Consider the following 16,346-nt stretch of genomic DNA (forward strand, 5'->3'; position numbering starts at 1 on the left):
CTTTATTCATTCGAATTAAGTTTTCGTGATCATCAAAATAATAGTTATCTTGATAATCGATAATATCTTGATTTCGTTGTAACATTCGGTCGATTTTCATCTGCACGAATGGTTGATGCGGGCATAAAAACAGATTCTGATTAAAGATAAATACGCGCCCGTCAGACATACAATAGACACAGTTTTTATTAATGGAACAGTGGAAGTTTTTCCCGGTATTTTTCAGCAGTGCCTTAGCGACACAACGTTTGATATCGTCATTTTTATTCATCGTATTAATCATAATTTATCATCACTGTGGCTGTCGCTTCGACGCTTCCCTGCTGAGGTTTAGCGTCGTAGATGGCATACGCGGCGTAGATCGAGACTTGCTCCACGTCGGAAAAGATGTCGTCTTCATCGATGTCCAACACCAAATCGGCATCGTTCACCGCCGTTCGACTGTTCGAAAGTTTGATGGGGTGACCACTCGCGTTCAGCAGGTTGATCCCGACGCCAGTCGATGACGACGTCGTGCTGCGCAAGACCGTCTGGTTATCGTTCACGATGTCTCCGCTGTACAACCAAGCATTGATGTCATTGAGTGCCGTATGGTTAGCACCACCACGACAATTAAAGCTCAGCACAAAGGGCGTTTTCGGCGACGTGCCGTTGCGAATACTCTCAATGGAAGTTCTATCTAGCGTGATGGTTTGCCCTGGCACATTGCACGTCGTTGCCGTCGGCTGATACACCACCGTCAGCTCTTCATACGCCAGCCATTTCTTGGTTCCCCAATTGCCCGTTGACCACGATTGATAAGCATCAAGGCTGCCGTGTTGCTCTGAAGCCAACATCACCGTGGGAATGACCAGTTTATTATTGGATGTTTCGAGGGAATAACTTGGCGCTATCGGCAACTTGCCAAGGTATCGGAACGTTAAACGATAGTTCACATTGGCCACTGAACTATTGATGCTGAATGAACCGGCTAAAGTGGACACCGTGCCGGACGAATTCAACAACTGTGATTCAACCAACACCCATTCATCGACCCCGGAGGTTTTGTCGATGAAATGCAGATAAAGCCCGCTATTGGCCAAACTTAAGGGGTTGATGTAATAAATTGGATTGCTGCCGATCTTTTCGCACCAGCCATAGCCATTAAATTGCGCGCGATAAACAAACGAGGCGCTGGTGCTGCCACTCATGAACATATCGGAATAATTGTACGACCCTTTACTGGAAGGCCATGGCGCGCGCGCGTTACTAAACACCGACTGTCCATCGATGGCGTAGCAGGTATCTGCGGCGTGCGCCCAATACGAGAGCATCACCAGCACACACATCAGCGCGATTTTTCTTACCATCCAACTGCTCATAAACACTTCACAATATAATCAAATTTTCTTGTGCTTCCTTGCCCCCATGGTCATCCATCTCCTGATTAGTCGTAGCCAATAATAACCGTCGCGGTAGCTTGTACAGTGCCTGGGGTCGGGTTATCGCCATAAATAGCGTATGTGGCAAACGGGTAGGCCGTTTCCGAGGCATCGAACACTTTACCCGCTTCAACATCCAGTAAAATATCCGCATCGTTGATGGCCGTTTGACTGTTCGAGAGTTTGATCGGATTGCCTCGGTAGTCCGTGATCACAATGCCAATATCGTTTGCCGTCGATGCGCTATTACGCAACACATCCGGATCAGTACTGACAATATCTGCACTGTACAGCCAAGCCGTCACGTTTCTTGATGCCACGCCGTTGGTCGTTCCGCCACAAGAGAAATCCAGGACAAACAAGCGGCGGCTGGCATTGCCACGACGAATCGCATCAATCGAGGTTTCAGGCAATGCAACCGTTTGATCCAACACGGTACACGTTGTGTGGTTCGGCGAATACGTCACGGTGAGGTCTTGATATGCCAACCATGACGTGCGACCCCAAGCATTGTTATTCCAAGCGGTGAATGCTTTTTGATCAGAACGGCTTTCTCCAGCCGCGGCTACTGGCGCAATATCGATATTGCCAGTTCGAGTACTGATCGCATTGGTTGCATCAAAAGGAAGGACATAATCCAATAGTTCAAATGTCATGGTATATGTCACGTTATAGCCCAAGGAATGCACACCAGAAACACCATTCACACCTTCATAGGCTTTGGAGATTTGCGTCGTCACTTTAATTGAATGTGAGCCGTCCTCATCGTGAAATGTAATGAAATAGGCGTCTTCACCAGACCCCATAATCGGTGAGTGGTAATACACATAGTCCGTCACACCGTACGTACAAAACATACTGCCACTCCAGTTGGTGGTGAGCGTGACATTGACTTTTTTGGTCGTTGTAAACGCTTCGGACAAATCAAGGCTGTTGTGGCCTACATACGGCGCGCGGCCGATGATCGCCACCGATCCGGGAATACAAGTGTCACCCAATAGACCAGCCGACACCGCTGGCGAGAACAGCGAAGTCAAACCACTCATCAACAGCGTGAGCAATAACCAGCGATTTATAAACATACGGCTTTCTCTGTCGTCGAAGGCGTTAATACACACGTCATTGGACGCCCTTGTTTCTGATACACAACGGTCAATTTTTCTGGGTATTGTTCGCTACGCACGGCAATTCGTCCGCCCTGCAGCACATACCCAGCCACTTCGCCGTCACTATTTAACACATCCGAACCAAAGGGTAATGGCGCGCCTTGGCTGTCGCTGGCGGCAAACACATAGTTCTTACGAACATCCGTTTGGTACGTCACTTTTGAAATACTGCCTTTGACCGGTGCAATGTATTTCACGTTTCCGCTGATTTCCCCCTCGCCCGTTTGGTTCTGAATGCGATAGGTATTTTTGCGATACGCCGCAGCGGAAGCGATTAACGCGCGGCCTTCGGCATCGGTTTCAATGCTGGCATTATTGTTGATCATCGCCCCTTCGACGCCCGGCGCTTCCAAGATCACGAAGTTCGTACCACTTTGTGAGGTCGCCAACACGCCGCCGTCATAAGCCACCACACTGCCACTCATGCCAAGTGAAACTTGTCGCTGCGTTTCAGATTCACCATAACTGCCGTTGAGGTACGCCTTTGACCCGCGATGTGATCCGTAGACACTCGCATAAGATTTTGAATAGCGATCGTGCCCGGCGTTCACACTGTAAGAATCGACCCCATCCGAACCACTGAGTGACACATCCGACGATGCGTAGTCACGGCCGTCGAAATTCACACGTGATGCAAAACGGGTGTTGTGACCCAAACTGCTTAATGGGATAGAGACAGACAACGCGATCCGATCGTCGGTCGTTTTGACATCGGTGTAATCAGCGTAGCTGTAACTGCGTGTCGCAGAAATGGTGTAACTGGTCTGGTGATACGTGGTGCTGTAACTCAAGTTGTATTGCTTATCAAACGTGTCGTGATTCACGCGACGCGTAAAATAACCATCAAAATAGAGACGGCCCCAGTGATCGCCGAACGGTTGACTGACATTAAAGCTGTACCGCTCTTTGGTGCGACTGTTGATGGCCGATTCACTGACCGCATCTTTAATGCGGTAATAATCACGCAGCGTCAAATATTCATCCGTTTGGTAGTAATAACTCGCCAGCGTTAAGTTAGTGCGCGTCGAAAAATACTTACTGTAGGACAACTTATATTTTTGCCCTTGATAGGTATCGAGGTACGTCATGTCGGCAAAGGCGGTTTCCACATCAAACGAGAACGAACCGATATTTGGCACCGAAATGGCACTACCCAACAAATACGACTGATAACCCTTACTTTGGGTTGTTCCCACATAACCAGTGAGGTAATTGTTCAACCCACGCGAGTATTCCCCCTGCGCAAACAAATCGTCGGTGTAGTCGTAATCGAGATAACCAATATTGATGTTGTAATCCGACGATCCTGAACGCAGCATCCCTGGCACGGTGGAATACGGCACCACGTAAGACTCGTTGCGGCCGCTAGCGTACGTCAACGTGACGTCCAGATCGCTACGCGATCCCGTCGGCATCAGGTCATCAATCTCATAGTCGCCCGCGGGAATGTTGAGCACTTCCACCACGCGGCCGTCTTGAGAAATAGTCACCACAGCCGCTTCCGTCGCAACGCCTCGAATCACGGGCATATACTGGCCGTAAGAATCCGGCAACATGCGCATGTCTTTTCTCAGCGAGAGACCTTGATAGGTATTGGTATCAAAGTAGCCGCTATAAGACGACTGTTTACCAACGCGAAGCACAGAGTCGATGTCAATCAGTGGTTTTTCCACGTAACGATAGGTGTTGGTGTACGAGGTGCTATCCACCGCATCGCCATTGAGTGACCCCACTTCGATGAAGTGAAAACCATACAGATTGATCCCGCCGTTGAGAGAGGCAAACAGGTTTTCGTTATCTGTATGGTTTTCTTTATAGTAATAATTGGAGTAGTTGACGTTGTAGTTGAGATAAGCGCCATTGATGCCATGATCCCAACGCTCTTTTGACACCCAATTCGAGTCGGTGTTGGAAACAAAGGCTTGAGGAATAGTCAGGCGAATTTTGAACCCATTCGGGTCAAAGGTGAATAAACCGCCTTTGAGGAGCGCATTCACATTCACCGCCTTTTGTTTGGCATCAAGGTCGAATGCATCGAGCTTCAGCCCAAACGTTTCGACATCGTTATAGTCGACATACAAGTTTTCTTTGGTGCCATCTTGCACATCAACCGTGAACTTCCCGATCCATTTATCATTGATAAATAAATCGAAATCGTAACGTCCCGGGGTAATTTCTACATTGGAGTTCCATTTTTGCGCAGACGATTTCCCCACTAAAAAGCTTGAGTTAAACGACGCAGCATAGGCAGTATGAGAAAGCGTCATCGCCGCAACAGAACAAAAAACGACAGAATATAAAGAGCGACCACGAAATCGATGAATGCCTTGCATACTGAACTCTTACAAAAGAACTGACTTCTTACTTCCATAGTCATCTAGCCAGACGACCTTATATTGTCCTGAGTGATCCAGTGTGACGCCATCCACCACATGGCAGCTGAACGGCTTAATCATAAAGGACTGCTCGAGAATTCTTTGATTGTCCTTCTCCATATCAACCACACTGACGTGCAATGGAGAACGATTTTCTAAACAGTTCCCCGCCACATTGACGCTGAGGTTTTGGCCGACAAATTCTTCCGAGGCGTCCAATCCTGCAGGGCGGTAAAACAGTTTGATTCTGGTTCTGAGCGCGACTTGTAAATAATTTTGTTCGCCACGTTCAGCACCATCCGGAATAGGCGGAATATCCAGTACATTAATCCAAAATACCGATTCGCGATCTTTGGCAATATGATGAGTATCACCGACACGACGAATTTTAATTTCCTGACCATTTTCCGGACCGATTTTTACAATCGGCGGTAAAATCACAAAAGGCACGTCAATCTCTTCAGGGCTTGCCTCTATTTGACCATCATCAATCCAACTTTGGACGAGATGCGTCGTCGGGCTGCGGTTAATTAACTGAAAAGATGCTTCTTTTGCATCGTGACTAAATACAACTCGAGTTCCATTGATAATGACACTGGCATGAGCGTTCCCTGTCATTAACGCCAGAACTAAAAGCAGTGTTTTTTTCATTCGTGCCTCTGTGATTGGATCAGGAGGAGCGAACTCCTCCTTGCCATTTAATTATTGGTAATCAAATGTGTATGTTGCGCTAGTCACAACAGTACCTGCTGTTGCTTGGTCTTGACCTGCAAAGTTGTAGTAGTTCGCGAAGTAAGAAATGGTACCGGCGGTAACGTCAGCACCGAGACCTGTTTCAGCAGAAGAGTTCAAAGCGACTTCGGTAGAACCATCTGTAGTGATAGCAATACCGACACCTGTTGCTGTACCTGTGTCGTTTTTGAAATATTGCTCATCATCAGAGATGTTGGAGCCACTGAAGGTGATATGCAGCGACTGACCTTCTTCATACCCTTCACAACCGGAAACTTTCATATCGAATTGTTTCGCACCAGCGCTTGCTACACCTGGTTTTGCGATGTCAGTCAGTGCTACAGGAGATAGTGTGACTGTGAAATCTTTGTCACCGCTGGTGGTCACGTCACACGTGGTATCAGTGACAGAACCAGTGAAAGAAATCGTACCACCCGCAACTGCAGTGCTGGTCGCAGCCATTGCGCCATTTGCTGAAAGTAGAAGACCGAAAGCTGACGCGACTAGCGTTTTTTTCATTAGCGTGTTCATTAGATAATTAACCTCAAATAATGCTCTTTTTATAATCAGAATGTGAACAGGATTTCATAACTCCCTCACCACGAAGCGAATTAAACATCAGAACATTTATCTTGTAAACACCACTAAATTTCCAATAAACACCGTACTGTAAGTAATTTTCCAGTGTTTAATTTTGTTAAATAACCCATAACCAGTACAAGCGCAAAGATTAGAGTAATTGATCTATTTCCAAATTTATGAAGTCACTGAATTTGATCCAGTTTCGCTTTTTTTAATTTTTTCTAAAAAAAAGAAATTTATTGGTTCGAATAAACAATAAAATAACAACATCAACAAATCATCAACGCGAAATTGATCTAGAACAATAAAATCAATTGATATTAGTTATTAATTCGATAGGTAAAACATTACAAAATAAGAAAAGACCATGTCGCCGTTTACAAATACTTTAAATTTTAAATTTCCCGGTCGTTGCATTCGCATGAAACCAATTTTATTTCTATCTCCTTAAATTGATCTAGTTTCCTATTTTTCTTTATTGCGGGAATTTGTTCACAACGTTCTGACATGAGTTTTGACTCGAGTTTCAACAATATTGTGCAACCTGATTTTTCAATGTTGCTTGGATTCATTTGAAATTACTTTAACTAGGAAAGAGGTCTTCATGCGTCAACAGCATGTGTTGCTCAGTCTTTTATGTGTCTCCGTTTCCTCGACCGCTGCGCCTTATTACCTTGGCGTAAAAATCGGGAAATCGTGGTTGTCTGAACAATGCCAATCATCGGAAGAAAATTGTGTTACCGATAATCCGGCTTACGGGCTGTTTGCGGGCTATCACGTCAACGACACGTTGGCATTAGAAAGCAGCTATGAAGATTTAGGGACATTCACGGTGAAGTCGTTGCACAGCGACACCATTCGTTTACTCACGCTCGCGCCAAAATTGACGTTCCCAATCGTTGATGACTATCGCTGGTACGTCAAAGCGGGGATGGCGTATGCCAATACATCTGGCCACAGTGACGGCTCTTGGTTTGCCGCAACAGGGGTGGAATATGATCTGAGACCCCAAATGACATTGCGCGTGGAATACAGCGTGGCAACCGATGTCAATGATGGCACCAACCGTTATACGATGAATGGTGCCGCAGTGGGCATCCGCTATGCATTCGGTGCCAGCAATAAGCCGCGTTCGCTTCACGATGCGGTCGAAACAACCTCGTTCATTGCGCCTGCCGCCCCCCAAACCACACCGCCGGTTTCAAGCGAGAGAACTATGACCTATACCTACGATGCGCTGAGTTTTGACAGCAGCAGCTTAAATGCCACGCAGCAACAAGCATTAAGCACGCTTGCCGAAAAATTAAACCAGCAACCCCAAGCGCAAATTCTGATCATCGGCCACACCGATTCGACAGGCAGCGACGCGTACAACACCAAGCTATCAACGCGCCGAGCGCAAGCCGCTGCCGACGTGCTGATGGAAAACCAAGTCGCCGAACATCGCATCAAAGTGTTCGGTGAAGGCCAAACACGTCCTATTGATACCAACACAACCCCAGCGGGACGTGCGCACAACCGCCGCGTAGAGGTTCAAATCAACATTGCCCCCTAAAACAAGCAATAAATGGCACCATAAGGCATGACACCAGTAAAATGGCGTCGTAAAAATGGCCTCGTGCAGAGGCCACCGCAGAAAATAGCGCCTTAGAAAATAAAAAGGCAGTGCCGAAGCACTGCCTGAGTTCACATCCTTGTGGGACTTAATTTTGTCGCGCTGCCTGATTCTCAGCAATGGTTCGCGCGCTGCGCTCAAATGTCATCGCCAAACGTTCAAACATCCCTTCCACAATTTCAAATTGTCCTTTCGCGAGCTGTTCCTCCCGCAACACATTCAGTAGGGCATCACTCACTTGGCCAAACGTCGCATGCGTTTTGCCTTTCGAACACCAGAAGAATGCATCCGCCAACGCTTGCTGCCATTCATCCAGCAACCGTTCGACCAAAGGATTCTTGGCACCGTTGACCAATCGACGCAGGCGAATCGACACGTGCCCTAAATTCAGCCCGGTTAATGCCAAGTCGGTAATGTCACGCGTGCGGCTCGCCATGCTTTTGTCGTACGTCGCAATACGCAGCAATCGGTCGCCCATGCGCGCATTGAACCAATGATCCGGCGCAGGATGCGACATCAACTCACGTAAATCCTTTTGCGTCGCACGCATCAGCCGGTGTTGCATCAGTTGCAGTCCCGGGCCGGTGATCATCTTAAACATCCAGTACAACACGGTCACCCCGACAAATATCGACAGCGCATTACTCAAGGTTGAATCGATAGAAAACGCGCGCGTCATGTCGTTGCTCGGGCTGATCAAGATGGTAAACGGAATGCAAAATCCGAGGCCGTAAGGCAGGGTCGGGCGATTGGCCAGCGCAAGCAAACCAAAGAAATAAGGGCCAGCCAGAATCATCACCAGCAACTCATAATCACCACTGCTTTGCGCCAGCAGCCCCAAGCCGTAGAAAATCGCCACCGGCACCGCGACCATCACCCCCATCAGCAAACGCTGCAACACAATCATTAAAATGGTGAGGGGCAAGCGCGCCATCATGATGGAGAAAATGACTGGCAAAATCATCATCATCAGCACGGCGCTTGAGCCTGTGCCCACCCATAACCCCGCGCCGACGGCAAACACCGCCATGGTGCGCAGGCCAGTAATCAGCCCCACCAGCGGATCTTTGTACGGTTTGAGATTGGGCGCATTCAACAGCACCGGCGATTTGCTGATCAGTGCGTTATAGCCTTTCAGAATCATGACCAAATCGGCGCTGAGTTCGAGCGATACTTTCATTAAACGCGATTGCAGTGGCGTCAGGTCAACGGCTTGGTTGCTGTACACCAACTGGCGACGACGCAAGGTTTGCGCCAAGTGGTAGCACGCCGCGTAATCGGTGGTCGCTTGCATGCGGCTAAACATCTCGCCCATTTCCGCCATCATCTCTGCCAGCTTGTCACCAATCAACTCTGGGTGTTTCCGCTGTAAACGGCCAAAGATTTGAATCACCGCCAACAGCGACAACGTCTTGTTGCAAATAAGACTGGCCGCTTTACTCTGCCCCGGCCCTTCCGGCCCTTCGTACACCACACCACTCAAATCATCACTCATCACCGCAATGGACTCGAGAATTGAATCAATGTGTTGATGTCGGTTTTCGTGCGAGCCGTTCTTGTCGAGTTCTAAGCTCAAGTAGCTGAGCGTCTGGTTGATCACATTGCGCGCATGAAGACGCAGGCCATCTTTCACTTTGACCGGGAAAATCAGCTTGCTGACCAATGCCGCGCAAATCGCACCGACAATGATTTCACTGACACGCGCTTGCGCCACCTGAAAAATGGACTGACTGCTGACGGTCGACGGTTGCACCATCACCAACAGCACAATCAGACACGCGGTAATGCCAGCCATGGCAAAGGCGTAAATGAAGTTGACCCGGCGCACCATGGCGCCCATGCCAGAGTTAAACCCAAGCCATAACGCCAGCAGCGGCAACGCGATTTCCGGATACGGCGCAAACCAGTTCAAAATCGCGATACCGACAAGCCCGCCGATGAGAGTGCCCACAATCTGACACAAGCCTTTCTCGATAACCAAGCCACCTTCAGGGCGAATCTGCAAGAAGACCGCCGATACCAACGCCCAATATGGTCGATCGAGATTGAGGAACATCGCGATATAGAGCGAGAGCGCCATCGCGATAACCCCTTTTATCGCAAACATCACCGCCCGTTTGTCGGGCATGAGCAGGCTGTTAAGCAACACACCCATGCGCTTTACTCAGCCTCTTGCAAGTAGATAGACACGGTCATCCCCGCGCTGATGTTGATGCCTTCTGGCATCGGGTCGAGTTTGATGTCCACCGGAATGCGTTGTGCCAATCGCACCCAGTTAAAGGTTTGCTGCACTTGCGGCAACAGTTGACCATTGCTGCTGGTGTTGCTGTCTGCAATCGCTTTACCGATGCTCACCACCGACCCTGTCAGCGGTTCGCCACCACTCATCAAACTGATTTTGGCGGTTTGCCCCACTTTGATCAGCGGCAGTTTGGTCTCTTCAAAATACCCGGTGACATAAAAGGAGTTGGCTTTCACCAGCGAAATCACCGAACTGCCCTGACTGACGTAGTTTCCTTCGCGCAGATTGAGGTTAATCAGCGTGCCATCCGCCGGCGCATGAACTTGTGTGCGATCGAGGTTGATCTGCGCGCTGTGCAACTGCGCTTTGGCAATGTCTAAGCTTGCCTGCGCCAATTCAGTATTGATACGTGCACTTTCCACCGTCTCTTCACTGATCAGTTTTCTATCGGTCAGTTGTTGGCGACGATGGTACTGATGACGCGCCAAGTCGAGTGAATACTGTTTATTCTCCACTTGTGCGGTCAGCTCTTTAATTTTGGCCTGATACCGAGTGTCATCGACGCGAAAAATCAACTCTCCTTTGGTCACGGGTTGGTTGTCTTTGACCTTCACTTCCTTCACCCATCCCGACACATCCGGCGCAACGGTAATCACTTCGGCGCGAATACGCCCGTCACGCGTCCAAGGCGAGTAAAGGTAATGGTTCCAGACCCAATGACCCGCGATAACCGCCACAATGACGATCACCAGTGTCAATGACATTCGAAATAGTTTTCCCATGCGCAACATTAACTCCCGAAATAATGGACGACGACAGCCAGATAACAAACAAACAGACCCACCTCAAACCACGCGGCTTTCCACAATTGATGGTATACACCGGTTTTATGAAGGACGAAGCGGGTTAAACAGGAAAGGATGAACGCCATCGGTGCAAACAACACCAACGGGCTGAACAACAAGCCTCCCAGCGCTAATTCTTCAAACATAACGAAATAATCTCAATGAGTTAGATTAGAAGTATAGAACAGTAGAATTCAGAATCAGCCACAGTGCGCAAGATTTGAAGCAAAGCATTGGCTCGATGCTGAGCCTCATCACCTTCTCGTCGCCTCTACCGAACGAATGTATGGATAGACGAAAGATGACCAGAAAGAGTCCGCAAGGATGCGGGACGGCTTAGCGTGGTGACATGAAGGCTGGCGACTGGATTTATTCTTAGTGTGTTGCCATTCTGCGCCTGTGTTTCATTCCTGACAAGCACCAATCAGGACGCAGACTATTCACTTTCAAGAACAAATTGTAGGTAGTGAAGCGATAAAAAAGCCGGGGCAAGACCCGGCTCCGAGACAATACATGTTTCTGTGGCGATACATTGTTCTGAGACAAACCATCGTTCTGAGACAAACCATAGTTCTAAGACAAACCATCTCTGGTTACGGCGCCCCTCACTCAACGTGCCAAATGGGTATATTCAATAATCACTTGGTTGCCATCAACCATCACGCGCTGAATCTCACCATCGACGGTCACGCGGTTTTGCAAGTGAACCAGATGCTCACCCGCGATAAATTTGTTCTTCAACGTCGGCAACACGTTGTGCGGTTCTACATGCAACTGCTGACAAAACTGGGTCACAAATGCCATCGTCAGCGGCGCATTGCCGCGCAGAATATTTGAAAATTCAACCTGGCTTACGCCCAATCGTTTGGTCATTTCCATCTGCGTCATGTGCATTTTTGCCTTTTGGGACATCCAAACATCGTACAGAGCAATACGATCCTCTGGGCCAAACTCCATTGTGTTTCCTCGATTCATTCTTTCATGCGATGAAAATGACAAAAACCCATAAATCGTATGTCAATCGAAAGTGAGTTTCTGTCCAAGATTTGCTACAGGTCGAGGGTTTGGAAGCCAGATCGCCACCCATGTCATGGCTACGTTGTGGCCAAAACAGCCACATGACAAGACCGAATTGGCCACAAAAAAGGCCCGCATTCGCGGGCCGTTGGAATCAATCAGGGGTCAAATTTTATGAAAATAGGCCAGCAATAAAGCGCTTGATCCAATCCATCGATTGTTTGAACCAACTGCCTTTTTCCACACTTTCTAGCGCAACCAAAGGCGCTTCGCCCACTTTACGTTGCCCGATCTGGTAGATCACTTTGCCGACCACATCCCCTTGTTGAATCGGCGCTTTCAAATCGCGATCCAATTCGATCAAGCCGCTCAATTGTGACATTTCGCCTTTGTTCACCGTCAGATACGTGGTCTGTGCGACCCCAATGGCCAAGTCGTCACGCTCACCCATCCAGACGCGCGCGTTCTCGATCGTCTCGCCCTGTTTGTGTGGCGCAACGGTATCAAAGAAACGGAACCCGTAGCTGAGCAGTTGCTTGCTGTCCGATTCACGGCTCTTCATGCTGTTGGCGCCCATCACGGCCGAAATCAAACGCATGTTCCCGTTGGTTGCCGACGTCACTAAGCTGTACCCGGCGCCACTGGTAAATCCGGTTTTCATGCCATCGACGTTCATGCTGCGATCGCGCAATAACCCGTTGCGATTGTATTGAGTAATGCCGTTGTAAGTGAACGAGGTTTCGCTGTAGATCGGGTAGATTTCGGGCAAATCACGAATGATCGCTTGCGCGAGCTTTGCGATGTCATAAGGTGTGGTGTAAAGGCCATCGCTATCAAGCCCGTGGGGGTTTGTAAAGGCAGTATTGTTGAGCCCCAAACGCTGCGCCCACGAGTTCATCAGATCCACAAACGCGTTTTCAGAGCCCGCAACGTGCTCGGCAATCGCCACACTCGCGTCGTTCCCCGATTGCACAATCAGGCCGCGATACAGATCCATCATGTTGACGCTGGTGCCAACCTCGATAAACATTTTCGATGAATCGGGGAAATTCTTCGCCCACGCTTTTTGGCTGATGGTGACTTGATCCGTCGGTTTGATATTGCCACGCTTCATCTCCTGACCTGCAACGTATGACGTCATCAGTTTGGTCAGGCTGGCGGGGTTCATTTTTTCATTGGCGTTGTGTTCCACCAGCACTTGGCCAGTGTTGTAATCCATCAGCACATACCCCTTGGCTGATAGTTGTGGCGGGTTGGGAACAACGATCGGCGCTGCAATGCTCGTGGCCGATAATAAAGACATACAAGTCGCGGACAGCGCGACGATTAATCCGGTTTTATTCATATCCCGCATCCAAGAATCACAAAGTGTAAACCTAAAACGCCAAGTAGTGCGTGTGATGGCTGGCGGTGATAGACCGGCGCAAACCAGTTCACAGCGTGAATTCGGTCAGCTACTTGGGCGTGCTAGTATAGCGAAGCGGCAAAGTATCACGCGCCATCTTTACTTACTCTTACAGAGGTGTAAATGATCGTAACAAGGCCACGAACTCAAGCAGCAAGCATGAGCCAAGCTGCCCATAAATTCAGCGAAATCGCCTCAAACTGTGCTTTGCTTAACAAAAAACCGAGCCCTGTCGAGGCTCGGTTTGTCAGGAATGAACGGGGAAATCGTTACAAAACTTTCGCAAGGAATTGTTGCAAGCGCGGGTGCGCCGGGCTGTCAAACACCGCATGCGGGTTGTCATCCACCAATAGTTTGCCATCTTCCATAAACAGCACGCGATCTGCCACTTCACGGGCAAAGCCCATTTCGTGAGTCACGATCACCATGGTCATGCCCTCTTTGGCCAATCCTTTGATCACGTCCAACACTTCCCCCACCATTTCTGGGTCAAGGGCCGATGTCGGTTCATCGAACAGCATTAAATCCGGTTTCATCGCCAGCGCGCGAGCAATCGCCACCCGTTGCTGCTGACCGCCGGACAAGTGCGACGGGAAGTTGTTCATGCGATCGTCCAGACCGACACGCTTGATCAGCTGCTTGGCATCGGCTTCCACTTCGGCTGTCGGACGCTTGGACACTTTGAGCGGTGCCAGCATCACGTTCTGCAGCGCAGTCATGTGCGGGAACAAGTTGAAGCTTTGAAACACCATGCCAACGTTCTGACGCAGCACGTTGATGTCGGTGGTTTTGGCGTACATGTCAAAACCATCCACAATGATGGTGCCAGAAGAGATCTCTTCCAACTGATTCAGGGTGCGTAAAAAGGTCGATTTACCGGAACCCGATGGGCCGATGATCACCACCACTTCGCCGCGTTTCACGGTCGTCGAGACGGATTTCAGCGCATGACAACCGTTGGGATAAAATTTGTCGACGTTGTTGGCGTACACCATATCGACGCCGTTGTATTCACTAGTCACTGGCCGATAACCTCTTCTCTAAACGTTGAATAGCCCAAGATAGGGTACCGGTCACCAGCAAATAAAGTGCTGCGACGGTGAACCACACTTCAAACGGAGCAAAACTACCACTCACCACTTCACGGCCCGCTTTGGTCAGGTCGGTAATCGAGATCACCGAGACCAGTGACGAGTCTTTGATCAGGTTGATGAACTGGCCCGCGAGCGGAGGCAAAGTACGTTTGAGCGCCTGCGGCAAGATCACGTAACGCATCGCTTTGGGATAAGTCATACCAAGCGAGCGCGCCGCTTCCATTTGACCATTTGGAATCGCCTGAATGCCCGCACGCACAATTTCCGCCACGTACGCCCCGGTAAACACCGACAGCGCGACCACGCCCGCGGTAAAGCGATCAAAATCAAGCACCGTGCCGATAAAGAAGTAGACGATAAAAATTTGCACCAAGAGTGGCGTGCCGCGAATCAATTCCACGTAGGTTAACGCGAGATTTCTGGCCGTTTGATTTTTGGCCACCCGCATCAAGCCAAAGATGAGGCCAAGCAGCACCGCAAAAATCAAGGAGATGAAGGAGATTTCGATGGTCACCCACAAGCCATGTGCAATCGGGCCGAATTTCCATTCATTGAGCTGGGCAACGGTGTCCCCTTGAAAAATCAGGTCCCCTTCGCCAACAAGTAAGTGTGTGTAATGTTCAATCACTTGTGGAGTATTTTGCCCATCAAGTGTAATCACCAACTGACCATTTTGGATCGATGCGGTGCCGTCGCCCGTTGCACGAATGTCTTGCATTTCGGTGTTCACGACGTAAGGCCACAAACGGTCCCAGTGCCAGTTGTAATTGATGCTGCGTCCGGAGAAATAAATCGCTCCCACCAGCAGCGCCATGATCAGGACATAAATACCATGTCCGACCCATGTTGAGGATTTAGACTGCATCACTCAGATTCTCTTTATTCTTTTCAATACACCGGGCAAACGGCTTGCCCGGTTATGGTCGATAATCGTCGTGCGATTATTGAACGTCTTTCAGCCAGCTGTCTGACTTAAACCATTTGTCGTACACGCGATCGTACGTGCCGTCGCCTTTGATTTGACGCAGGTAGTTGTCCAAGAAGTTGAGGAAGTTCGGATCGTTTTGACGAATCGCCCAACCCAGCGGTTCATAGGTGAACGGTTCAGCCAAGTGAACCACTTTGCCTTCGTTTTGCGCGCTGTAGATGGCGTTGTATGGGAAGTCGTAAACAAACGCATCCGCTTTGCCGTTCACCACTTGCAGCACGGCGTCTACTTCGGTGTCGTAAAGGTCAAGTTTCGCGTTCGGTACGTATTTTTTCGCCGCTTCGACACCCGTTGTACCCAGTTTGGTCGCGATGGTGTATTTCGGATCGTTCAGGTCCTTGTAATTCTTCACCTTCCCTTCCAGTTTTGGCGACAACACAACAGACTGGCCAATCACAATGTAAGGCGTTGCGAAGTTCACTTTCAGGTTTCGTTCGGCAGTCACGGTCATGCCGCCCATGATGATGTCACATTTGCCCGTCAGCATGGCGGGAATGATGCCGTCCCACGCGGTGTTCACTGGGGTAAATTTCACGCCCATGGAACGCGCCATGTGCTTGCCTAAATCGATATCAAAGCCGATGTAGCGGCCATCTTTAGTCTTCATCTCAAACGGCATATAGCCAGCATCGAAACACACTTTCAGTTCACCGGTGTTCAGCACATTTTCCAACGCTGACTCAGACGCCATCGCTTGATTGGCACCCAGTAATGAGCAAGCCACTGCCAGCCCCGCTGCCGTAGACTTCATGAAGTTTTTCATAGTATCCCTTATGTAAGAATTGTTATGTTGTCGTTCGTCCAATGACACATACGATGTTGTGTTACTGCATGTCACGCGCACGCGATTGACATCAGAACCTT

General features: G+C 49.2%; 14 protein-coding genes. 1 reads left to right on the plus strand and 13 read right to left on the minus strand.

Annotation, left to right across the window (positions count from 1 at the left end):
* Positions 1 to 275: 275 nt before the first annotated feature.
* The 5 genes from ACS18Q_RS20400 to ACS18Q_RS20420 all read right to left on the minus strand — a co-directional run bounded on the left by ACS18Q_RS20400 (position 276) and on the right by ACS18Q_RS20420 (position 6,213).
* Positions 276 to 1,349 carry a fimbrial protein gene (locus tag ACS18Q_RS20400; protein WP_232659111.1) on the minus strand — a complete coding sequence of 358 codons (1,074 nt, stop codon included), beginning with the start codon at positions 1,347 to 1,349 and terminating at the stop codon, positions 276 to 278.
* A 77-nt stretch (positions 1,350 to 1,426) separates the two neighbouring features.
* Entirely contained in the window at positions 1,427 to 2,503 is a 1,077-nt protein-coding gene (locus tag ACS18Q_RS20405) for a fimbrial protein (RefSeq protein WP_004727039.1), read from the minus strand.
* Entirely contained in the window at positions 2,494 to 4,854 is a 2,361-nt protein-coding gene (locus ACS18Q_RS20410) for a fimbria/pilus outer membrane usher protein (protein WP_441257787.1), read from the minus strand. The genes ACS18Q_RS20405 and ACS18Q_RS20410 overlap by 10 nt, the downstream gene beginning before the upstream one ends.
* Before the next feature lie 75 nt (positions 4,855 to 4,929).
* Positions 4,930 to 5,613: a fimbrial biogenesis chaperone gene (locus ACS18Q_RS20415; protein WP_014257597.1), complete on the minus strand. Its 684-nt coding sequence runs from the start codon at positions 5,611 to 5,613 to the stop codon at positions 4,930 to 4,932.
* A 51-nt stretch (positions 5,614 to 5,664) separates the two neighbouring features.
* Positions 5,665 to 6,213 carry a fimbrial protein gene (locus ACS18Q_RS20420; protein WP_238787802.1) on the minus strand — a complete coding sequence of 183 codons (549 nt, stop codon included), beginning with the start codon at positions 6,211 to 6,213 and terminating at the stop codon, positions 5,665 to 5,667.
* 667 nt (positions 6,214 to 6,880) lie between these two features.
* Here ACS18Q_RS20420 and ACS18Q_RS20425 point away from each other — a divergent pair.
* The gene (locus ACS18Q_RS20425) at positions 6,881 to 7,831 is read left to right on the plus strand and encodes an OmpA family protein (RefSeq protein WP_441257788.1); all 951 of its coding nucleotides are present in this window, start codon (positions 6,881 to 6,883) and stop codon (positions 7,829 to 7,831) included.
* 148 nt (positions 7,832 to 7,979) lie between these two features.
* Here the strand turns inward: ACS18Q_RS20425 and ACS18Q_RS20430 are convergent, their stop codons facing one another.
* The 8 genes from ACS18Q_RS20430 to ACS18Q_RS20465 form a co-directional block, all read right to left on the minus strand.
* Positions 7,980 to 10,046: an FUSC family protein gene (locus ACS18Q_RS20430; protein WP_441257789.1), complete on the minus strand. Its 2,067-nt coding sequence runs from the start codon at positions 10,044 to 10,046 to the stop codon at positions 7,980 to 7,982.
* Positions 10,047 to 10,051: 5 nt separating this feature from the next.
* Positions 10,052 to 10,897 (minus strand): efflux RND transporter periplasmic adaptor subunit, encoded by an 846-nt coding sequence (locus ACS18Q_RS20435; RefSeq protein ID WP_014257600.1) that lies wholly within the window; start codon positions 10,895 to 10,897, stop codon positions 10,052 to 10,054.
* Between the two features lie 26 nt (positions 10,898 to 10,923).
* Positions 10,924 to 11,124, minus strand: a complete 201-nt coding sequence (locus ACS18Q_RS20440) for a DUF1656 domain-containing protein (RefSeq protein WP_014257601.1) — start codon at positions 11,122 to 11,124, stop codon at positions 10,924 to 10,926.
* Between the two features lie 463 nt (positions 11,125 to 11,587).
* Positions 11,588 to 11,935 carry a helix-turn-helix domain-containing protein gene (locus ACS18Q_RS20445; protein WP_004727046.1) on the minus strand — a complete coding sequence of 116 codons (348 nt, stop codon included), beginning with the start codon at positions 11,933 to 11,935 and terminating at the stop codon, positions 11,588 to 11,590.
* A gap of 232 nt (positions 11,936 to 12,167) precedes the next feature.
* The gene (locus tag ACS18Q_RS20450) at positions 12,168 to 13,340 is read right to left on the minus strand and encodes a D-alanyl-D-alanine carboxypeptidase family protein (RefSeq protein ID WP_441257790.1); all 1,173 of its coding nucleotides are present in this window, start codon (positions 13,338 to 13,340) and stop codon (positions 12,168 to 12,170) included.
* Between the two features lie 329 nt (positions 13,341 to 13,669).
* The gene (locus tag ACS18Q_RS20455; RefSeq protein ID WP_004727049.1) at positions 13,670 to 14,395 is read right to left on the minus strand and encodes an amino acid ABC transporter ATP-binding protein; all 726 of its coding nucleotides are present in this window, start codon (positions 14,393 to 14,395) and stop codon (positions 13,670 to 13,672) included.
* A 19-nt stretch (positions 14,396 to 14,414) separates the two neighbouring features.
* Entirely contained in the window at positions 14,415 to 15,359 is a 945-nt protein-coding gene (locus tag ACS18Q_RS20460; protein WP_014257605.1) for an amino acid ABC transporter permease, read from the minus strand.
* Positions 15,360 to 15,435: 76 nt separating this feature from the next.
* Entirely contained in the window at positions 15,436 to 16,245 is an 810-nt protein-coding gene (locus tag ACS18Q_RS20465) for a transporter substrate-binding domain-containing protein (RefSeq protein ID WP_172562532.1), read from the minus strand.
* Between the last annotated feature and the right edge of the window lie 101 nt (positions 16,246 to 16,346).

The sequence above is a fragment of the Vibrio sp. Vf1514 genome (assembly GCF_052076135.1).
Taxonomy (GTDB): Bacteria; Pseudomonadota; Gammaproteobacteria; order Enterobacterales; family Vibrionaceae; genus Vibrio; species Vibrio furnissii.

Excerpts from the sequence above, each read along its gene's own strand:
- ACS18Q_RS20430 (WP_441257789.1), bottom strand. The coding sequence starts at position 10,046 with ATGGGTGTGTTGCTTAACAGCCTGCTCATGCCCGACAAACGGGCGGTG.
- ACS18Q_RS20465 (WP_172562532.1), bottom strand. The coding sequence starts at position 16,245 with ATGAAAAACTTCATGAAGTCTACGGCAGCGGGGCTGGCAGTGGCTTGC.
- ACS18Q_RS20410 (WP_441257787.1), bottom strand. The coding sequence starts at position 4,854 with ATGACGCTTTCTCATACTGCCTATGCTGCGTCGTTTAACTCAAGCTTT.
- ACS18Q_RS20445 (WP_004727046.1), bottom strand. The coding sequence starts at position 11,935 with ATGGAGTTTGGCCCAGAGGATCGTATTGCTCTGTACGATGTTTGGATG.
- ACS18Q_RS20405 (WP_004727039.1), bottom strand. The coding sequence starts at position 2,503 with ATGTTTATAAATCGCTGGTTATTGCTCACGCTGTTGATGAGTGGTTTG.
- ACS18Q_RS20460 (WP_014257605.1), bottom strand. The coding sequence starts at position 15,359 with ATGCAGTCTAAATCCTCAACATGGGTCGGACATGGTATTTATGTCCTG.
- ACS18Q_RS20450 (WP_441257790.1), bottom strand. The coding sequence starts at position 13,340 with ATGAATAAAACCGGATTAATCGTCGCGCTGTCCGCGACTTGTATGTCT.
- ACS18Q_RS20420 (WP_238787802.1), bottom strand. The coding sequence starts at position 6,213 with ATGAAAAAAACGCTAGTCGCGTCAGCTTTCGGTCTTCTACTTTCAGCA.
- ACS18Q_RS20400 (WP_232659111.1), bottom strand. The coding sequence starts at position 1,349 with ATGGTAAGAAAAATCGCGCTGATGTGTGTGCTGGTGATGCTCTCGTAT.
- ACS18Q_RS20425 (WP_441257788.1), top strand. The coding sequence starts at position 6,881 with ATGCGTCAACAGCATGTGTTGCTCAGTCTTTTATGTGTCTCCGTTTCC.
- ACS18Q_RS20455 (WP_004727049.1), bottom strand. The coding sequence starts at position 14,395 with ATGGTGTACGCCAACAACGTCGACAAATTTTATCCCAACGGTTGTCAT.
- ACS18Q_RS20440 (WP_014257601.1), bottom strand. The coding sequence starts at position 11,124 with ATGTTTGAAGAATTAGCGCTGGGAGGCTTGTTGTTCAGCCCGTTGGTG.
- ACS18Q_RS20435 (WP_014257600.1), bottom strand. The coding sequence starts at position 10,897 with ATGTCATTGACACTGGTGATCGTCATTGTGGCGGTTATCGCGGGTCAT.
- ACS18Q_RS20415 (WP_014257597.1), bottom strand. The coding sequence starts at position 5,613 with ATGAAAAAAACACTGCTTTTAGTTCTGGCGTTAATGACAGGGAACGCT.